Origin of the sequence: Pseudarthrobacter phenanthrenivorans Sphe3, from assembly GCF_000189535.1 — a bacterium.
In the GTDB taxonomy this organism is placed as follows: domain Bacteria; phylum Actinomycetota; class Actinomycetes; order Actinomycetales; family Micrococcaceae; genus Arthrobacter; species Arthrobacter phenanthrenivorans.
In genome coordinates this window covers 2,719,262-2,736,645 of sequence record NC_015145.1, presented here as the reverse complement: position 1 = coordinate 2,736,645, position 17,384 = coordinate 2,719,262, and the positions used below count along the sequence as shown (strand labels likewise).

The 17,384-nt window shown below is 63.0% G+C and carries 10 protein-coding genes; 8 read left to right on the top strand and 2 right to left on the bottom strand.

Annotation, left to right across the window (positions count from 1 at the left end):
- The first annotated feature begins 27 nt into the window (after positions 1-27).
- Together ASPHE3_RS12665 and ASPHE3_RS12660 are read left to right on the top strand one after the other, a co-directional pair.
- Complete coding sequence (locus tag ASPHE3_RS12665; protein ID WP_013601603.1) at positions 28-4,881, top strand: NAD-glutamate dehydrogenase; 4,854 nt, start codon at positions 28-30, stop codon at positions 4,879-4,881.
- A gap of 27 nt (positions 4,882-4,908) precedes the next feature.
- Positions 4,909-6,375, top strand: coding sequence for a sensor histidine kinase (locus ASPHE3_RS12660; protein WP_013601602.1), 1,467 nt, complete (start codon positions 4,909-4,911; stop codon positions 6,373-6,375).
- A gap of 175 nt (positions 6,376-6,550) precedes the next feature.
- Here the strand turns inward: ASPHE3_RS12660 and ASPHE3_RS12655 are convergent, their stop codons facing one another.
- Positions 6,551-6,799, bottom strand: a complete 249-nt coding sequence (locus ASPHE3_RS12655) for a WhiB family transcriptional regulator (protein WP_015937605.1) — start codon at positions 6,797-6,799, stop codon at positions 6,551-6,553.
- A 339-nt stretch (positions 6,800-7,138) separates the two neighbouring features.
- On the opposite strand from ASPHE3_RS12655, the gene ASPHE3_RS12650 reads away from it, so the two are divergent.
- The gene (locus ASPHE3_RS12650; protein WP_013601600.1) at positions 7,139-7,519 is read left to right on the top strand and encodes a hypothetical protein; all 381 of its coding nucleotides are present in this window, start codon (positions 7,139-7,141) and stop codon (positions 7,517-7,519) included.
- A gap of 43 nt (positions 7,520-7,562) precedes the next feature.
- On the opposite strand, the gene ASPHE3_RS12645 is transcribed toward ASPHE3_RS12650, so the two are convergent.
- Positions 7,563-11,648, bottom strand: a complete 4,086-nt coding sequence (locus ASPHE3_RS12645; protein ID WP_013601599.1) for an FtsK/SpoIIIE domain-containing protein — start codon at positions 11,646-11,648, stop codon at positions 7,563-7,565.
- A 193-nt stretch (positions 11,649-11,841) separates the two neighbouring features.
- On the opposite strand from ASPHE3_RS12645, the gene ASPHE3_RS12640 reads away from it, so the two are divergent.
- The 5 genes from ASPHE3_RS12640 (at position 11,842) to ASPHE3_RS12620 (ending at position 17,361) form a co-directional block, all read left to right on the top strand.
- On the top strand, positions 11,842-12,426 hold the full coding sequence (locus ASPHE3_RS12640; RefSeq protein WP_013601598.1) for an acyltransferase: 585 nt from the start codon (positions 11,842-11,844) through the stop codon (positions 12,424-12,426).
- A gap of 122 nt (positions 12,427-12,548) precedes the next feature.
- Positions 12,549-13,736, top strand: a complete 1,188-nt coding sequence (gene glf, locus ASPHE3_RS12635) for a UDP-galactopyranose mutase (protein ID WP_041652159.1) — start codon at positions 12,549-12,551, stop codon at positions 13,734-13,736.
- Entirely contained in the window at positions 13,733-15,757 is a 2,025-nt protein-coding gene (locus ASPHE3_RS12630; protein WP_013601596.1) for a glycosyltransferase, read from the top strand. The genes glf and ASPHE3_RS12630 overlap by 4 nt, the downstream gene beginning before the upstream one ends.
- Positions 15,754-16,635, top strand: coding sequence for an ABC transporter permease (locus ASPHE3_RS12625; RefSeq protein WP_013601595.1), 882 nt, complete (start codon positions 15,754-15,756; stop codon positions 16,633-16,635). Before ASPHE3_RS12630 ends, ASPHE3_RS12625 begins: the two co-directional genes overlap by 4 nt.
- The gene (locus ASPHE3_RS12620) at positions 16,636-17,361 is read left to right on the top strand and encodes an ABC transporter ATP-binding protein (RefSeq protein WP_013601594.1); all 726 of its coding nucleotides are present in this window, start codon (positions 16,636-16,638) and stop codon (positions 17,359-17,361) included. It abuts the gene before it with no gap.
- Positions 17,362-17,384: the final 23 nt, after the last annotated feature.

Here is a 17,384-nt window from a genome sequence, read left to right as displayed (position 1 = left end):
GAATACTTCTGATGGAGGCGTTTGTCGATGTCGTCTGGATCCAGCGTGGAGGATCAGCCCCTTTCCATTGAAGGCGATGAGGGCTTCATTGGTGATTACTACCAGCACCTTGCCGAAGAGGACGCGCGGACTTATCCGCGGGATGTGCTGGTGGGCAGGGCGGACAGCCACCGCCAGGTAGCCTCCGTGCGCCAGCCGGGCCAGGCGAACATATCCATCCTGGACGAGGAGGACAGCAGCGTCGTCTTTGTCGTCACGGATGACATGCCGTTCCTGGTCGACTCCGTCAATGCAGAGCTGGTCCGGCAGCACGCTGCCATCAAACTTGTCATCCACCCGCTGTTCGTCGCTACCCGCAACAGGGAAAGCGGAGAGCTCGTCAAGGTCAACCGGGTACCGGCGCACCTTGGGATTTCCAGCGGTGACACAGCCGCGATGCCCAACCTGTCCCATCTCATTGCCCAGGGCGAAAACGCCTCGCACATGGAGTCCTGGATCGCCGTCGAGATTAACCGCGTCACGGACCAAGCCAAGGCAGCCCTGCTCGATGGCCTCGACCGGGTACTGAACGATGTGCGCGCCGCCGTCGAGGACTGGCCGAAGATGCGCCAACGGGCCCGGCAGATCGCTGAAAGCCTGGACCAGGTGGCGAACCCGGCCCAGATCGCCGAGCTCCGGCAGGCGCAGGATCTCCTTCACTGGCTTGACGACGGCAACTTCACGTTCCTCGGCTACCGGGAATATGACCTGGTCAACGTCGACGGCGAAGACGTACTGGAGCTGCGCGAGGACAGCGGACTGGGTCTGCTGCGCGCTTCTGCCGATTCGCCGCATATCCAGCACCTGACGGATACGGGCCGGAAGAAGGCCCGGGAAAAACGCGCCCTGGTCATTACCAAGGCAAACTCGCGCTCCACCGTCCACCGCTCGGCATACCTTGACTACATTGGCGTCAAGAGCTTCGACGCCAATGGCAACGTCAACGGCGAGCGCCGCTTCATCGGCCTCTTTGCCACCAGCGCCTACACCGGTTCGGTCCGGGATATCCCCATCGTGCGCGAGAAGGTTGACGCCGTGCTGCGAAGCGCGGGATTCCCGCCGGACTCGCATTCCGGCAAGGACCTGCTGGGGATCCTGGAAACCTACCCCCGCGACGAACTGTTCCAGATCGAAATTCCAGATCTGGCCGCCACGGCACTGGGCATCCAGAAGCTGCAGGAGCGCCGGAGGACCCGGCTTTTCCTCCGCCCCGACATCTACGGGCGGTTCATGTCGGCCGTGGTGTATCTGCCCAGGGACAGGTACACCACCAACGTCCGGCTCCGCATCGAGCAGGAGCTGCGCGAGACGTTCCAGGCCGTCTCCATCGACTACGAGGCCCGTATGACGGAGTCGGCGCTGGCCCGGTTGTTCTTCCGGATCAGGCTGCCCAAGAACGCGGACGTCAGCCACGTCAACTCCGAGGAACTTGAAAAGCGCCTGGTCCGTGCCGCCCGCTCCTGGAGCGAAGGCATCGCCGAGGTCCTGCGCGAGGGACGGGACGTTGCCGAGGCCAAGGAGCTTGCCGCGATTTGGTCGGAGGCGTTCCCCGCAAGTTACCGGGTGGACTACGAGGTCGAAGACGCCCTGGAAGACATCGCACGCTTCGAGAAGTATGGTGCAGCCGCGGAACGGGCTGAAGGTACTGTCCAGGAGCGGCCGGGCGTCCACGTCTACCTTCCGGAAGGTGCCGGGGCAACGCTTGAAGAAGATGCCAGGGTCAAGCTGTACATGCTGGAGCCCAAGAGCCTGAGCCAGATCCTTCCCTACTTCCACAACCTTGGCCTGGAAGTCCTGGACGAGCGGCCCTTCGAGATCGAGACGGCAGACCGCCGTGATTTCTTTCTCTACGATCTTGGGCTGAAATACCCGGCCAAGGTGGATCCGCTTTCCACCGGAGAGCTCCTGGCAGATTCCTTCGGTGCTGCCGTCACGGGCGCGGCCGAATCGGACAGCTTTGACCGGCTGGTCCTCCGCGAAGGACTGCAGTGGCGCCAGATTACCGTCCTGCGGGCCTATGCCCGGTACATGCGGCAGATGGGCAACACCAACTCCTTCGGTTTCATGGCCGACACCCTGCTGGCCAACCCCCAGGTCACCAAGGGGCTCACGGCGCTTTTCGCCGCCCGATTCGACCCTTCGCTCAGCCCGGAGGAACGGGGCGAGAGGCAGGAGTCAGTCCGCCTGGACCTGGATGCCGCCATAGAAAAGGTGGCGACGCTCGACGCCGACCGGGTCCTGCGCACGTTCGTCAACCTGATTGAGGCGACGCTGCGGACCAACTACTACCAGCACAAGCCGCACCTGAGCTTCAAGCTTGATCCCGCACGGATCGAAGGCCTGCCCTTCCCGCGGCCGATGTTCGAGATCTGGGTCTACGCCCCCCGCGTCGAAGGCGTGCACCTTCGTTTCGGCAAGGTTGCGCGCGGCGGGTTGCGCTGGTCTGACCGGCGTGAAGACTTCCGCACCGAAATCCTCGGGCTGGTCAAAGCGCAAACTGTGAAGAATGCCGTAATCGTGCCCACCGGTGCGAAGGGTGGCTTCTTCGCCAAGCAACTGCCCGACCCCACCGCTGACCGCGCCGCCTGGATGGCGGAAGGAATCGAAAGCTACAAGACCTTCATCAGGGGCCTGCTGGACATCACTGACAACCTCTTGACGGAGGGGGACAGCGAAAGGCTGGTGCCGCCGTCGGACGTTGTCAGGCACGATGACGACGATTCCTACCTCGTGGTGGCTGCCGACAAAGGAACCGCTACTTTCTCCGACATCGCCAACGGATTGGCTGCCGAGTACGGATTCTGGCTCGGTGACGCCTTCGCGTCCGGCGGCTCCGTGGGCTACGACCACAAGGCCATGGGCATCACGGCGCGCGGCGCCTGGGAATCGGTCAAGCGGCACTTCAGTGAACTTGACCTCGACACCCAGACCCAGCCGTTCACCGTGGTGGGCGTGGGCGACATGTCCGGAGACGTGTTCGGCAACGGGATGCTGCTGTCCCGGCACATCCGGCTCCTCGCAGCCTTCGACCACCGCCACATCTTCCTGGACCCCAACCCGGACGAGGAAGCCTCGTTCGTGGAGCGGCAGCGTCTGTTCGAGCTGCCCAGGTCCTCGTGGGATGACTACAACAAGTCCCTCATCAGCGAAGGCGGCGGGGTGTACCCGCGGCAGGCCAAGTCGATTCCGGTCTCCGCCCAGGTGCGGACTGCGCTGGGACTGCCCGCCGGCACCACCGAACTCAGCCCGCCCGAACTCCTCCGGTCGATCCTCCTTGCCCCCGCGGACCTGCTCTACAACGGCGGCATCGGGACGTACGTCAAGGCGAGCACCGAGACGAATGCGTCGGTGGGGGACAAGGCCAACGACGCCATCCGCGTCGACGGCCGCGACCTGCGCGTGAAAGTGGTGGGCGAAGGCGGAAACCTGGGCATGACCCAGCGCGGCCGCATCGAAGCGGCGCTGCAGGGCGTCATCCTCAATACGGACGCCATCGACAACTCGGCCGGCGTCGACTGCTCGGACCACGAGGTGAACATCAAGATCTTCGTGGACCGGATGGTGGCTGCGGGAAAGCTGTCGGCGGAGGAACGCGCCGGCTTCCTGGCATCGATGACGGACGAAGTGGGCCGCCTGGTCCTCGAGGACAACATCGACCAGAACATCCTTCTCCTGAATGACCGGACCAGGGTCGCGGAGTGGAGCCCGAGCTATGAACGGCTTATGGACTGGCTGGAAAAGAAAGCCGACCTGAACCGCGACCTCGAGGCCCTTCCCACCACCGAGGCGCTGCGCGAGCGGCTGCAGCAGGGGCAGGGCCTGACATCTCCGGAACTGTCCGTGCTGGCCGCGTACGCCAAGATCGAGCTGACCAATGCCCTGCGGGAAAGCGACCTGGCAGATGACCCATGGTTCCGGCAAACCCTCCGCGCCTACTTCCCAACGCAGCTGCGCGAGCGTTTCGACGCGGAGCTGGACACTCATCCGCTGCGGCGGGAGATCATCGCAACAGTGGTGGCCAACGACATGATCAACCTCGGGGGCATCACCTTTGCCTTCCGCGTCATGGAGGAAACGTCAGCCAGCGAGGTGGCGGTTGCCAAGGCCTTCGTGGCGCTGCGGGAGGTCTACGAACTCGAAGCGATGGTCGGCGAGCTGAACAGCCTGCCGGCGTCCTTCCCCACGGAACATTGGAGCACGGTCCACCTGGACATCCGGCGGCTGCTTGACCGCGCGGTCCGTTGGCTCCTGGGCCAAGGCACTTTGTCGCGGCCGATTGCTGACGTGGTTTCCGAGTTCAAACCGGTGATGGATCCCATGCGGACGCGCCTCCTGGACTTCCTGCGCGGCGATGACCGCGAAAGGGTGGCAGGCTGGCTGGAGCAGGCACGCGAATGGGAGCTGCCGGAGACCCTGGCGCTGCGGTGGGCGGAGCTCTTCGAAAGCTTCGTGCTGCTGGACATCGCCAAGATCTCCCACGTGCGCAAGGACCCGGTGGAGGAAATCGCGGCGGTCTACTACACAGTGTTCAACCGGTTCCACGCTGACTCGCTGCTTGAACGGATCAGCAGCCTGCCGCGGCAGGACAGGTGGCAGGCGCTGGCCAGGGCAGCCCTCCGGGACGACCTTTACTCCACCATCTCGGACATGACGACGGCGGTGCTGGACGCCACCGCTGCCACTGACTCGCCCGAGGCCCGGCTGAAGGACTGGGAGGCCCAGAACGCTGAGCAGTTGAGCAGGGCGAAGAGCATGTTCGATGAGGTCAATTCACTCGAGGCCGACGATATGGCTTCACTGTCGGTAGCATTGAGGCTCTTGAGGTCAATCGTCCGGCGCTAGGATTCCAGCGCCGCAACTGGAGGTGCAGTGGCAATCTTTACGGACCCCATCAGGGAACACGCTGATTTTGGGCCGGGCGATGCCGAATGGCTGCACCTCCTGGTGGGGGACTGGCAAATGGTGGCGGACCTGGCGTTCGCCGACCTTGCGCTGTGGTTCCCCCACCCGGACCTTGGCTACATAGCGCTGGCGCACGTCCGGCCCTCCACCACGCACACCGTGTTCCACGGCGACTTCGTGGGGGAGGGCATCCGGTCGGATCTGCAGCCGCTCGTGGACAAGGCCTGGAACAGCCGCTCCATCGAGCGCTCCAGCGAGACCAACTGGAGCAGCGACATGGCCCTGCGGGTGGAAGCCGTGCCCATGGTCCGGAACGGGCGCACCCTGGCCGTTGTCACAACCCACATGGACCTCTCAAGCTCGCGCATGCCGTCCCGGCTGGAGCTGACCTACCGCCAGTGTGCGTACGACCTGCTGCGGATGGGGACCCTGGGGCTGTGGCCTGATTTTGCCTCTCCCACCGGTTCCCGCCGCGGAGCCCCGCGCGTCGGCGACGGGCTGATTCGGCTCGACGCCGAGGGCATTGTGCAGTATGCCAGCCCCAACGGCGTCTCCGCCTTCCGCCGCTTGGGTGACGGCGAGTCGCTCGAGGGCCGGTCGCTGGCGGAGGTGACGGCCAGCCTGCTCAAGGACCGCCGGATGGTGGACGAGACCCTGCCCCTGGTAGTTACGGGCCGCATGCCATGGCGCAGTGAGATCGAGTCCCGCGGTGTCAGCCTGTCCCTGCGGGCGATTCCCCTCCGGGATGAGACGCAGCGCTTTGGCGCCCTGGTCCTGTGCCGCGATGTCTCCGAGCTGCGCCGCCGGGAAATGGAACTGGTCACCAAGGACGCGACCATCCGCGAAATCCACCACCGGGTGAAGAACAACCTCCAGACGGTCGCGGCCCTGCTGCGCATGCAGTCCCGCCGCATGGTCAGCGATGAAGCGAAGCAGGGACTGGAGCAGGCCATGCGCCGGGTGGCCACCATCGCCCTGGTTCACGAGACCCTGTCCCAGGGACTCACCCAGAGCGTGGACTTCGATGAACTGATCGGGCGCCAGTTCCGGCTCTCGGCCGAAGTGGCCTCGCCGTCCCAGCAGGTGCGTACTGAGCGGTCCGGCACGTTCGGCGAGCTGCCCAGTGACCTGGCCACCCCGCTGGCCCTCGTCATCAATGAATTGGTAACCAATGCCGTGGAGCACGGACTGGAGGGGCGGGCCGGAACGGTATGGCTCATCGCTGACAGGTCCGAGGGGGACGACGGTGAGGAACTCACCGTGACCATTGCTGACGACGGCGTTGGGCTTCCGGATATACCCCACGTTGAGGGGCTGGGGCTTCAGATCGTCCGGACCCTGGTGACCAGCGAACTGGGCGGGACGATCCAGTGGCTGCCGCGCGAGGGTGGCGGCACTGCGGTCCAGATCCGGCTGAGCCTGGCCGGCAAGTAGGGGCCACAGGTTCACGCCGGCGGCGGCATGCGCGCGGGCATCAGTCGCGGGGCGCTTGCTGCCGTGGGGGATGAAGGAAGCCCGTGCAGACAAAAAGAAACCCCGGCTGCGACCTTGAAAGGTTGCGGCCGGGGCTGATTCGTCTATTATGTCCCTGCTGCCAGGAAGCGCTAATTCAGGACGCGCGGCGGGCGCGGGCGGCGCGGCGCTTCAGCGCCCGGCGCTCGTCCTCGCTCATGCCGCCCCAGACGCCGGCGTCCTGGCCGGACTCAAGAGCCCATTGCAGGCACGTATCCACCACAGGGCACCGGCGGCAGACGCTTTTGGCTTCCTCGATCTGCAGGAGGGCAGGTCCCGTGTTCCCGACGGGGAAGAAGAGTTCGGGGTCCTTCTCGAGGCACGCCGCGCGGTTACGCCAATCCATGCTGATCAGTTGCTCCATTTCTGGGAAGAGCTCCTTGTGAAATTATTCACTAGGAGCTACAAAGGAAAAGGGCCCGGCAGGGCCCCCTTGGTCATCTGAATCAAGACTGTCATGTTAACGCTGTGTAAACAAGGGGTAATTAGGCTGGATATCCTTGGAAAGCTGAGCGATACATCACATCGGCGCTGCTGGCCCTCACCACCGTCCGACTATGTCCGGTAAGGTGCCAGTGTGTCAAGACCCCCGGTTAACCCAGCAGGCTCCGCGTCCTCCCCGGACAACCCGGCAGAGGGGCCGGACCCACACTCCGATTTTGCTGGTAGGACGCGCCCTGCAGGCGTGATTATCGTGGCGCTGGTGGTCCTCGCCGAGGCTACCGCCCTTCTTACTGCAGCGGGATGGTACGGCTACCAACTGGTCAGCGGAAGCCCGGTCCTGTCTTTTTGGGGAGCCCTTTTCACCCTGGTGCTGCTGTTGGCTTTCTCGGCTTGGCTGTATGCGGTGGCCCTCTTTCTCTTCCGCGGCTACCGCTGGACCCGGGCCGCTGCACTGGTAGCGCAGCTGTTTGTCCTGACTATCGGTTTTCCCACCCTGACGGGGGGCCTCCTGCTCGCCGGCCTGGCGATGCTGCTCCCGGCGGTCACGGCGATCGTGCTGCTGTTCCAGAACAAGGTCATCAGTTACGCGTCCCGTGCTGGAGGCAGCACGCCGGCCCTTTGACCGGAAGACTTCCTGCAGCCTCCTTAACCGGCTCTTCGCCACGTCAGCTGGTGCCTGCCCACGCCACCTGGATGGGCGAGGACCGTCCCCTGGCGATCACGACACCCCTGCCGGCCGGCGGGTGGGACTCGACATCAAAGCGGACACCGAAGAGGTCGCCCTCCATGGCGGACCGCGGGGACAACAGGATTCCATTCCCCGCGGCCCGCGCTTCCATGACCAGCGGGACGCGCTGGGGGAGCAGGGGGCTGAAATTTGCAGTCAGGATGACTGCGCAGCCCAGCGTGTGGATTTCCGTCAGGTCCCGGAGGGCTTCGGGCGGCAGGAGGTCAGCGTCGTCCGCCAACAAGACCGCTGATTCGGGGAGTTGCCCGGCCGCTGCCCGGGCAAGAGTACGGCTCCAGAAATCCGGAGCGGCACTCGTGCCTTCGGGGCAGACCCAGGGGACGCTCGGGTTCAAGGCCTGCACGGCGCGGAGAGCGCCTGTTTTCCCGGCCGATGCCCCGCCCAGTACAACGAACACACTCCCGGCCCGGATACCGAACGAAACCGGCTCCAACTCATCTCCGCCCACCCCAATCAACACTTCCTCCACGCTGTTTTTGCCAGGGACGTGTAGTGGTCGAGCAGCGTTTCCTTGGGCATGGTCTCCTTGGGCATCGTTTCCTCGGGCATGGTTCCCTCGGGCAGGCGACGCGGAGCCATTAGCTGAATCCAGCAACAACGCCTTCAGCTCGGCGGCTGTGATGAGGGCGGGCAGCGGTTCAACCCTGAAAGGCCGCTCCCGGGAGGATGAAGGCCGCTTCGGGGAGGATGGTGCCCCGCGACCCCCGGGGCTTCGGGACGTCGAGCCGGCGTGCTCCCGGTCGTAGATCTGGCAGACTGCACTGCCGCCGGCAATGGGGCCAAACGCCACGCCCCTGCCTTTGATCGGGGCTATGGAGGGCATCCTGGGCCATGCCATCCTGCTGTCCTCGTTGGAGCCGGTGGGAAAGTAGATGCGGTTCGGAAGCGAACCGCAGAACCTGGCGGTGACGACTTCCCTCCCGCCTTCTACGAGGACTGTGATGCCGGCCCGCCCACCATCGCGGACCAGGTCCTGCACCAGATCTTCTGCCCACGCCAAGGGGCCGGCGCGCAGCGCCGACACCCAGGATCCCCAGCCGGAAATGACGACGGCAAGAGGAACCACACCATCGTCTGGCCGGCCGAGACGGTGCGCCATTTCCTGGACAAGCCGCTCGAGGACGCGGACGCCGCGCCGCAGCTCGTGCAGCCCCACGTGCGCGCCCGTCCGGGTGTCTGCCGCCCAGGGAAGGAATGTCCCGCTGGAATCCAGGAAATAGCAGTGCGACTCAACACGGTGCAGGGCAAGTTCCTGGACGGCAAGTTCGAGGGCTTCCAAGGCTCCCGACCCGGGGCTCCCAATCAACGCAAGATGGCTGTCCCGCGAGGGGCTCCATCGCAAGGGTCTCACCGCTTGCTGCTCGGGCACGTCCATCAGCCCTATGTGAATAACCGCGTCATTCTCATCCGCCGGGATGGGCCTGTCCGTAGGTCGGGACAACTGTTGCGGGAGAGGCGGGGCGACCGGCAACCGCGGGGTTGTTCCGTTCCAGGAACGCCAGAGTCCCCGCACCATCTCAACAAGCGGGGCCGCGGCCTGTGCCGGCGTCTGGGTATCGACGACTGCAGTAGCGGGTGGAACCTTGCTCCGGGCAGACAGGTGTTCCACGGCGAGGAGCACCTCGACATCGTCGGATGTCCCGGCCTTGTCCCTCGTACCGATGGACGCGGCCTGGAATTCCTGGGGCGGCTCAGCGCCCCTGGCGATAAACGCCCTCCCGGGCGCGTTCACGGGAATCCCAGCGGCCGCCGGGCTGTTGATGATGTCCTGGGATTCGATGCCTGACTGCACTCGCAGGGCGATGCTCGACGTGACATTTGCCCGGATATCGGAAGTTAACGCACCCTGTGGCCGCTGGGTGGCCATGACCAGATGCAGGCCCAGCGACCGGCCAATGGCCGCGATGCGCATGAGTTCACGGAGCACCTCGGGGGCATCGTCCACGAGCATACGGAACTCATCGATGATGATGACCAGGTGGGGGAGCGGAAGATTCCCGGACGATGGGGATGACCGGTAAGCGGCCAGATCGGGTACCTCTGCTGCCGCAAGGGCTTCCTCCCGGAACCTGATTTCAGCCCGAAGGGAGCTGAGCGTCCGGTCCAGCTCGTGAACGGACAGGTCTGTCAGGAGGCCAATGCAGTGGGCGAGCCCAACAAGCGGACCGAGCCCCGATCCGCCCTTGAAGTCCACAAACAGGAAGTTGACCCGGTCCGGGGGATGGCTGAGCGCCAGTGCCAGTGTCAGGCTGCGGAGTAGTTCGGATTTTCCGGAGCCGGTGGTTCCGGCTATCAACAGGTGAGGTCCGTCCGTCTGCAAGTCCAGGACGTGCGTCCCTGCTGCTCCCATCCCCACTGGAAAGGCCAGAGAGTCGTTACCGGCATTCTCCTTCCAGCGTCCAGCCGTAGCGGTGGGAGAGAGCGGGAGGAGCTCCGCCAGGCTGCAGACTGTAGGGACGTCTCGCTCCTGACGCCCCGGCAGTACCGGAGACCCTGCGAGCATTCGGCAGAAGTTGCTGAACACATCCGCCGGCACCAAGTCCGGAATGAACCGGGTCTCCCGGTGAGGTCCGCACAGGGTTGATTGCCTCTCAGTGAGCTGGATGTCCGAATGAATGAGGGGGTCGTCAGGTCTTTGAAACTGAAGGACCTGCCAGCCCATCTGCATTGCGGTTTCCACCAAAGCAGCATCAGCGGTGCCCGACGCCGCCGTCAGGAAGAGGACGCCGTGGTGCCGGGTCCCAAAGCCCTCGTGCAGTTCCTGCAGGCACGCCTCCGCTGAGGCGGTGAGCGTAACGCCGGGGAGGAAGCGGGCAGGAAGGGGAAGGCCGTCAGGGTTCCCACAGACGATGACGCGCGTCCGGCGCCCGCTGGGATACCCGGCCAGTTGCATGACGAGAGAACGGATCATCGCGTCTGTTGTTGCCTGGGGTCCACAAAACAGGGTGTGAGGTTGGGCCGGGTTCAACAGCACCGGAACCTCGCCGGCGGAAGGTGCGGCGTGGGGTGCAGTGCCGGACTCGAACTTCAGATTGGCAGGCTGCGAAGCAAGGCCCAGGCGGAGCCACACCTTGCCTTCCCCGGATACCGCGGGTGACTCAGGCCCCAAATGGCCGGAAGCCAGCACCAGGAGCGGGAGGGAAGGGCCGGAACGCTGCCGCCGCTCCCGGTCCTTCTTTACTGCGTCCTTGATCCTTACCGCGAAGTCCCGTTGTCGGCGCCGTCCAGCCGCCAGCGGGAGCACCACGGTAACTGCGGAGACCGCCGCGAAAGCGAGGAACATCCACATCCCGGTGAAGACGGCGAGGCCCACGCCAATCACGAGGGGCAGCACGGCGGTGAGCAAAAGGACCCCTCGGTTGCCGGACTCAGGGAGCCCCGCCACGGCGAGGGGCGCGCTTACTGACGTGCCGGCGTCGGACAGTACTTCCTGCGGGACGTCCAAAAAGACCAAGGACATCCCCGAGTTGCCGCAGCGGATGGAAGACGCCGTCGTTATGACTGCATGGCGGACCCTGCCGCCGTCGACATACGTTCCATTGGCGCTGTCAAGGTCAACAATCATGATGTCCTTTTCGGTGACCACAAGGCGGGCATGCTCGCGGGAGAGCTCAGGATCTTGGATCAGGACTCGGGTGTTGCTTCTGCCAATCGTGTACGTGCCGCGCCGGAGGGGGACCACAATGCCGGATCCCGGGCCGCTGTGGACGGCAAGAGCGATGGGCGCAGCGGGATCAGGTGCAGGGCGTCGCCGGAGCTTCCGGCTTACCGGCTGGCTGCCGGCGTCGACCAGTACTGCGCCGTTGACCAGGGGTTTTGTGCCAAGGCGCAGGGAACGCAGATCTTCGCCTTCAACAGAAACCCTGCCCGCGGAAAACCTCCTCACCAACTGAGCGTGGACAGCCGCGCCTGAAGCACCTGGAGGAGCGTAAATCGTGAGTTCAATGGGGCTTTCCACCAGTTGTGACTGGGGACTGGCCACCAGGGTGCAGTGGAGTGTCATCGGTTCAAATCCTTTGGTGCCTTTAGATCCACGCTAGGCAGAGACTTCGGCCGCCAGCTACCGTGGGTTCTCGTATGTGGATAAACGGCCGCGATGTGGCACCCGGGAAGCTTGCTTCGCAGCCCTCGTTGGCTCGGCTAGGATCGCTAAACAACCGGACCTCGCCGTGTCCGCCACCGTTGAAGGAGCCCGCATGAGCACCATTGCTGCCAGTGCCGACGTTTCCCCCGAATCGGAGATTGGTGATGGAACCAAGGTGTGGCATCTTGCCCAAGTCAGGGAGGGCGCGCGGCTGGGGGAAAACTGCGTCATCGGACGCGGAGCTTACATAGGACCTGGAGCAGTGCTGGGAAACAACTGCAAGGTGCAGAACTACGCCCTGGTCTACGAGCCTGCGGTCCTCGCTGCCGGCGTCTTTATCGGTCCGGCGGTGGTGCTGACGAATGACGTCTTTCCGCGCGCAGTTACTCCCGACGGCGACCTGAAGACGGAGGACGACTGGGACAAAGTCGGGGTCACCATCGGCGAGGGGGCAGCAGTCGGGGCACGCGCGGTCTGCATTGCTCCGGTGGCCATTGGGTCCTGGGCAACGGTTGCCGCAGGCGCTGTCGTTACCAAAGACGTACCCGACTTCGCACTGGTGGCAGGGGTGCCGGCCCGCCGGATCGGTTGGGTGGGCAAGGCCGGACACCCGCTGAAACAGGACGGCGGGGACTGGGTGTGCCCGGAGAGCGGAGCCCGTTACGTTGAACAGAATGGGCTGCTGGCCGAGGCCTAGTTTCTGCACGCCGGCGCATTCGGCAGGCATCCCGATTCGACGCGCGCCACAGTCCCTCGGGTAGGCTAGAGCAGCAGACAATGCGCATCATTGCGCTGCCCGCATTCAAACCAGGAGATTTTGTGACCGCTGACCTTGTCATCGTAGGGTCCGGCTTTTTTGGCCTGACAATCGCAGAACAGGCCGCTACTGAGCTCGGCTTGAGGGTTGTCGTCATCGACCGCCGCCACCACATTGGCGGCAACGCCTACAGCGAAAAAGAAGAGCAGACCGGTATCGAGGTTCACCGTTATGGTGCCCACCTGTTCCACACGTCGAATGAGCGCGTGTGGGAATACGTCAACCGGTTCACTACCTTCACGAACTACGTCCACAAGGTGTACGGCGTGCACAAGGGCGAGGTTTACTCCCTGCCCATCAACCTGGCCACCATCAACCAGTTCTTCCGCGCGAACATGACGCCCGGCCAGGCCCGCGAACTCATTCAGGAGCAGGCCGGCGAGCTTGCGGGAACTGATCCGCAGAGCCTCAACGACAAGGGCATCCAGCTGATCGGCCGGCCGCTGTACGAGGCATTCATCAAGCACTACACGGGCAAGCAGTGGCAGACGGACCCCAAGGACTTGCCCGCCGGCATCATTTCGCGGCTCCCTGTGCGTTACAACTACGACAACCGGTACTTCAACGACAAGTACGAGGGCCTGCCAACCAACGGCTACACGGCGTGGATCGAAAAGATGGCCGAGCACCCGAACATCGAGGTACGGCTGAACACCGACTTCTTTGATGAGTCGCATGAGTACAGCAAGAACAAGGTCGTCGGGAACATACCGGTGGTTTACACCGGTCCCGTGGATCGCTATTTCGACTTCGCTGAAGGCGACCTGTCCTGGCGCACCATTGACTTCGAGGAAGAAGTGCTGGACATGGAGGACTTCCAGGGAACGTCCGTTGTGAACTACAACGACGACGACGTCCCCTACACCCGCGTCATCGAACCGCGCCACTTCCACCCGGAGCGCGACTACCAGACGGAAAAGACCGTCATCATGCGGGAGTTCTCGCGCTTTGCCGAGAAGGGTGACGAGCCGTACTACCCGATCAACACGTCGGCGGACAGGGAACGGCTCCTCAAGTACCGCGACCTTGCGGCGGCCGAAAAGGACGTTCTCTTCGGCGGGCGTCTGGGGACGTACAAGTACCTGGACATGCACATGGCCATCGGGTCGGCGCTCAGTATGTTCGACAACAAGATCCGGCCGCACTTTGAAAGCGGCGTAAAGCTGGAAAGCGGAGGCGTGGACGCATGAGTGTGTCAACCGAAAGCAAAAAGAAGAACACTCCGAAGGCCTCACCGGAGGATGCCCGCAGCGAGTGGCAAACACTGCAGCGTGTGATCCTCCCGAGCGCCAGCCAGATGGACACTGTACCCCTATACATGGACATGGGGACTGCAACAGGGATTCAGCTTCCGACCGTCGGTGACCGCGACGGCAAGCCCACTACTGGCCGTGCTTTCAGCAGCCCGGCGAAAGAAGCCCATGTAGAAGACTTCCTTTCCCGGCATTCGACGTCAGTCCGCTCAGGCGAACGCGTATCCTTCGGCAGCTACTTCAACGCTTTCCCTGCCAGTTACTGGCGGCGGTGGACCACTGTGGACAAGGTGCGCCTGCAGGTCCGGACCCAGGGCACGGGCTCGGTCATCGTGTACAAATCCAACGCCCGGGGCTCCCTGCAGCGCGTGGACACCCGCCGTGTTGAGGGCATTGCAGATAACTACTTTGAGCTCTCACTAGCGCCCTTCGGTGATGGCGGCTGGTACTGGTTTGACCTGCTCGCAGGCTCCGAGCCGCTCATCATGCTCGACGCTGAGTGGCAGGGCCCTGCGACGCACCGCACGCCGGGATCCGTCACTCTTCAGATCACCACTCTGAACAAGACCGATTTCTGTCTTAACAACCTCCGACTTCTCGCCGAGAGCGAGGAGGCGCTCGATCACGTTCAAGAGATCCTCATCGTCGATCAGGGCACCCAGAAGCTTTCAGATGCAGAGGGCTTCGACGAGGTCAAGAAGTCGCTGAACGGGAAACTGCGCATCATTAACCAGTCCAACCTCGGCGGGTCGGGCGGGTTCGCCCGGGGCATGTTCGAAGCCGTCGAAAACGGCAGCGATTACGTGTTGCTCATGGATGATGACGTCGTCGTCGAACCTGAAAGCATCATCCGACTTCTGACGTTTGCTGATCGCTGCAAAACCCCCACGCTCGTGGGCGGACACATGTTTGATCTCTACAATCGAACGGTTCTGCACACCTTCGGCGAGGTAGTGAACCCCTACAGGTTCCAGCCCTCGCTGCCCAGCGAAGAAATGATCCTTGGCCACGACTTCATGTCGTCTAATCTGCGCCAGACGTCGTGGCTGCACCGCCGGTGCGACGTTGACTACAACGGCTGGTGGATGTGCCTGATTCCCACCCAGGTGATCCGGGACATCGGACTTTCGCTGCCTCTGTTCATCAAGTGGGACGACTCTGAATATGGCCTGCGCGCCAAGGCTCACGGTTATCCCACAGTGTCGCTTCCCGGCTCCGCCGTGTGGCATGTTTCCTGGATTGACAAGGATGACCTCGTCGGCTGGCAGGCATACTTCCACGCCCGGAACAGGGTGGTCGCGGCTCTCCTGCATAGCCCGTACGAGTTCGGGGGCCGCGTGATTAAAGAGTCCCAATATGCGGACGTGAAGCATCTGGTTTCCATGCAGTATGCAACAGCAGAGGGACGTCAATGGGCGCTGGAAGACGTGCTTAAGGGCCCCTCGGCTCTGCCGGACTTGCTTGCCACAAAGCTGCCCAAGATCCGCGAAATGATGTCGGGACACTCGGACTCTGTTTTCCGGCCAGACCCGGAGGACTTTCCTTCGCCCAAGATGGACAAGCCGCCCCGCCGAGGTCACGGCCCATCGCAGCCTTCAAGAATCACTCTGTTGCCGTGGGCAGCAAAGACCGTTGTCCGCCAGTTGGCCCGCCCTGTAAAGGGCGCCACCGCCGAGCGGCCTCAGACCACGGTCGCCCACCAGGACAACCGATGGTGGCGCATGGCACAGTATGACAGCGCTGTGGTCTCGAACGCCGAAGGAACTGGTGCCTCTTGGTACCGCCGGGATCCAAAGCAGCTCCGGAAAATGCTCGCGGAAAGCGCCCGGGTCCACGCTGCCCTCCTGAAGGAGTGGCCCGCGCTCAGCAAGAAGTACAAGGCTGCCCTGAACGACCTCACTTCCATCGAGTCCTGGAGGAAGACGTTCGAGCAGCACACCCAGAACGAGATCAAGTGAGTGCAATTTCACCTAACGAACTGATTACCCCGGGACTTGGCAGCGGACTCCGTGACATTCGCCAGTCGAGCTTCCTGCTCAAGTTATTGGTCCGGAAAGAACTGAAAGTCCGCTACAGGGGTTCGATCCTTGGGCTGCTATGGTCCTACGTCAAACCCGGTGTCCAGTTCATCGTTTTCTATGTTGCCTTGGGGGTCTTCCTCGGGCTGGAACGCAGTCCCAGAAACCCCGAGGGGCTGGCGAACTATGCTGTGTACCTTTTCTCTGGCATTGTCCTCATAAACTTCTTTTCGGAAGCCTTGGGAAATGCGGCCAGGTCGATAGTCAACAACGGGAACCTCATCAAGAAGATCTATCTGCCGCGCGAACTGTTTCCGGTTGCTTCCGTATGGGTATCGGCGGTTCATTTCTTTCCGCAGCTCGTAGTGCTGGTCGCCGGCTGCCTTTTCGCTGGCTGGCGCCCCAATCTGATCCAGGTGCTTGCTGCTGTTGCAGGCTTCTTGATCGTGGGCCTCCTTGCCACAGGGCTGGGCCTGTTGTTCGGAGCGGCCAATGTTTACTTCCGGGACTCAGAGAACCTTGTGGATATGCTGCTGATGGTGGCCACGTGGGCGTCACCCGTTATGTATGCATGGACCATGGTGGAAGAGAAGCTGGGTACGACGTGGTACGCCATCTACCAGGCAAACCCGATCACCATAGGCGTGGAATTGTTCCACTACGCGTTCTGGTTCCCCACCACTGATGGAACCGCAGCCATGCCGCCCCACTTGTTCAGCCTCTGGTTGCCGGTGGGAATGGGCGTGGCGCTGGCGGTCCTTGTTCTGGGGCAATACACTTTCCGGCGGCTTGAGGGCCGCTTCGCGCAGGAGCTGTAAGTGGTCAATGCAATAGAAGTTTCCAATATCAGCAAGCAGTTCGTGCTAAGGCACACCAGATCCATCAAGGAAGCAGTTGTGTGGCTTGCGAAAGGCCGCAAGGGAGACCTGTCCGAAAAATTCCACGCCCTGAAAGACGTAACCGTCGAGGTCAAGACCGGAGAAACCGTGGCACTCCTGGGCCTGAACGGATCAGGGAAATCAACGCTGTTGAAGCACATTTCGGGGGTTATGCTCCCGGACACCGGATCGGTCAGGACGAGGGGACGGGTCGCTGGCCTTATAGAAGTGGGCGCCGGTTTCCATCCGGACCTCTCCGGCAGGGATAACGTCTTCCTGAATGGTGCCATTCTGGGGATGACGGAGCAGCAGGTCAGGGAGAGGTTCGATGACATCGTGGCGTTCTCCGAAATCGGGCAATTCATCGACACAGAGGTCAAGTTCTACTCGTCCGGCATGTACCTACGGCTTGCCTTCTCGGTTGCCGTTCACACGGATCCTGAAGTGTTCTTGATCGACGAAATCCTGGCAGTTGGAGATGAGCCGTTCCAGCGAAAGTGCATCGATAAGATTCAGGAGCTGGCACGCGAGGGAAAGACTCTTGTCGTGGTGAGTCATGACCTTGACCTTGTATCCCGTATTTGTGATCGCGGCATCTTGCTGGAGCACGGCAATGTGAAGTTTGACGGACCCATTGAGGCAGCTGTGGCCCTCCTGCGCGCATGATGAGTGTTATGGGGAGTTAGTTG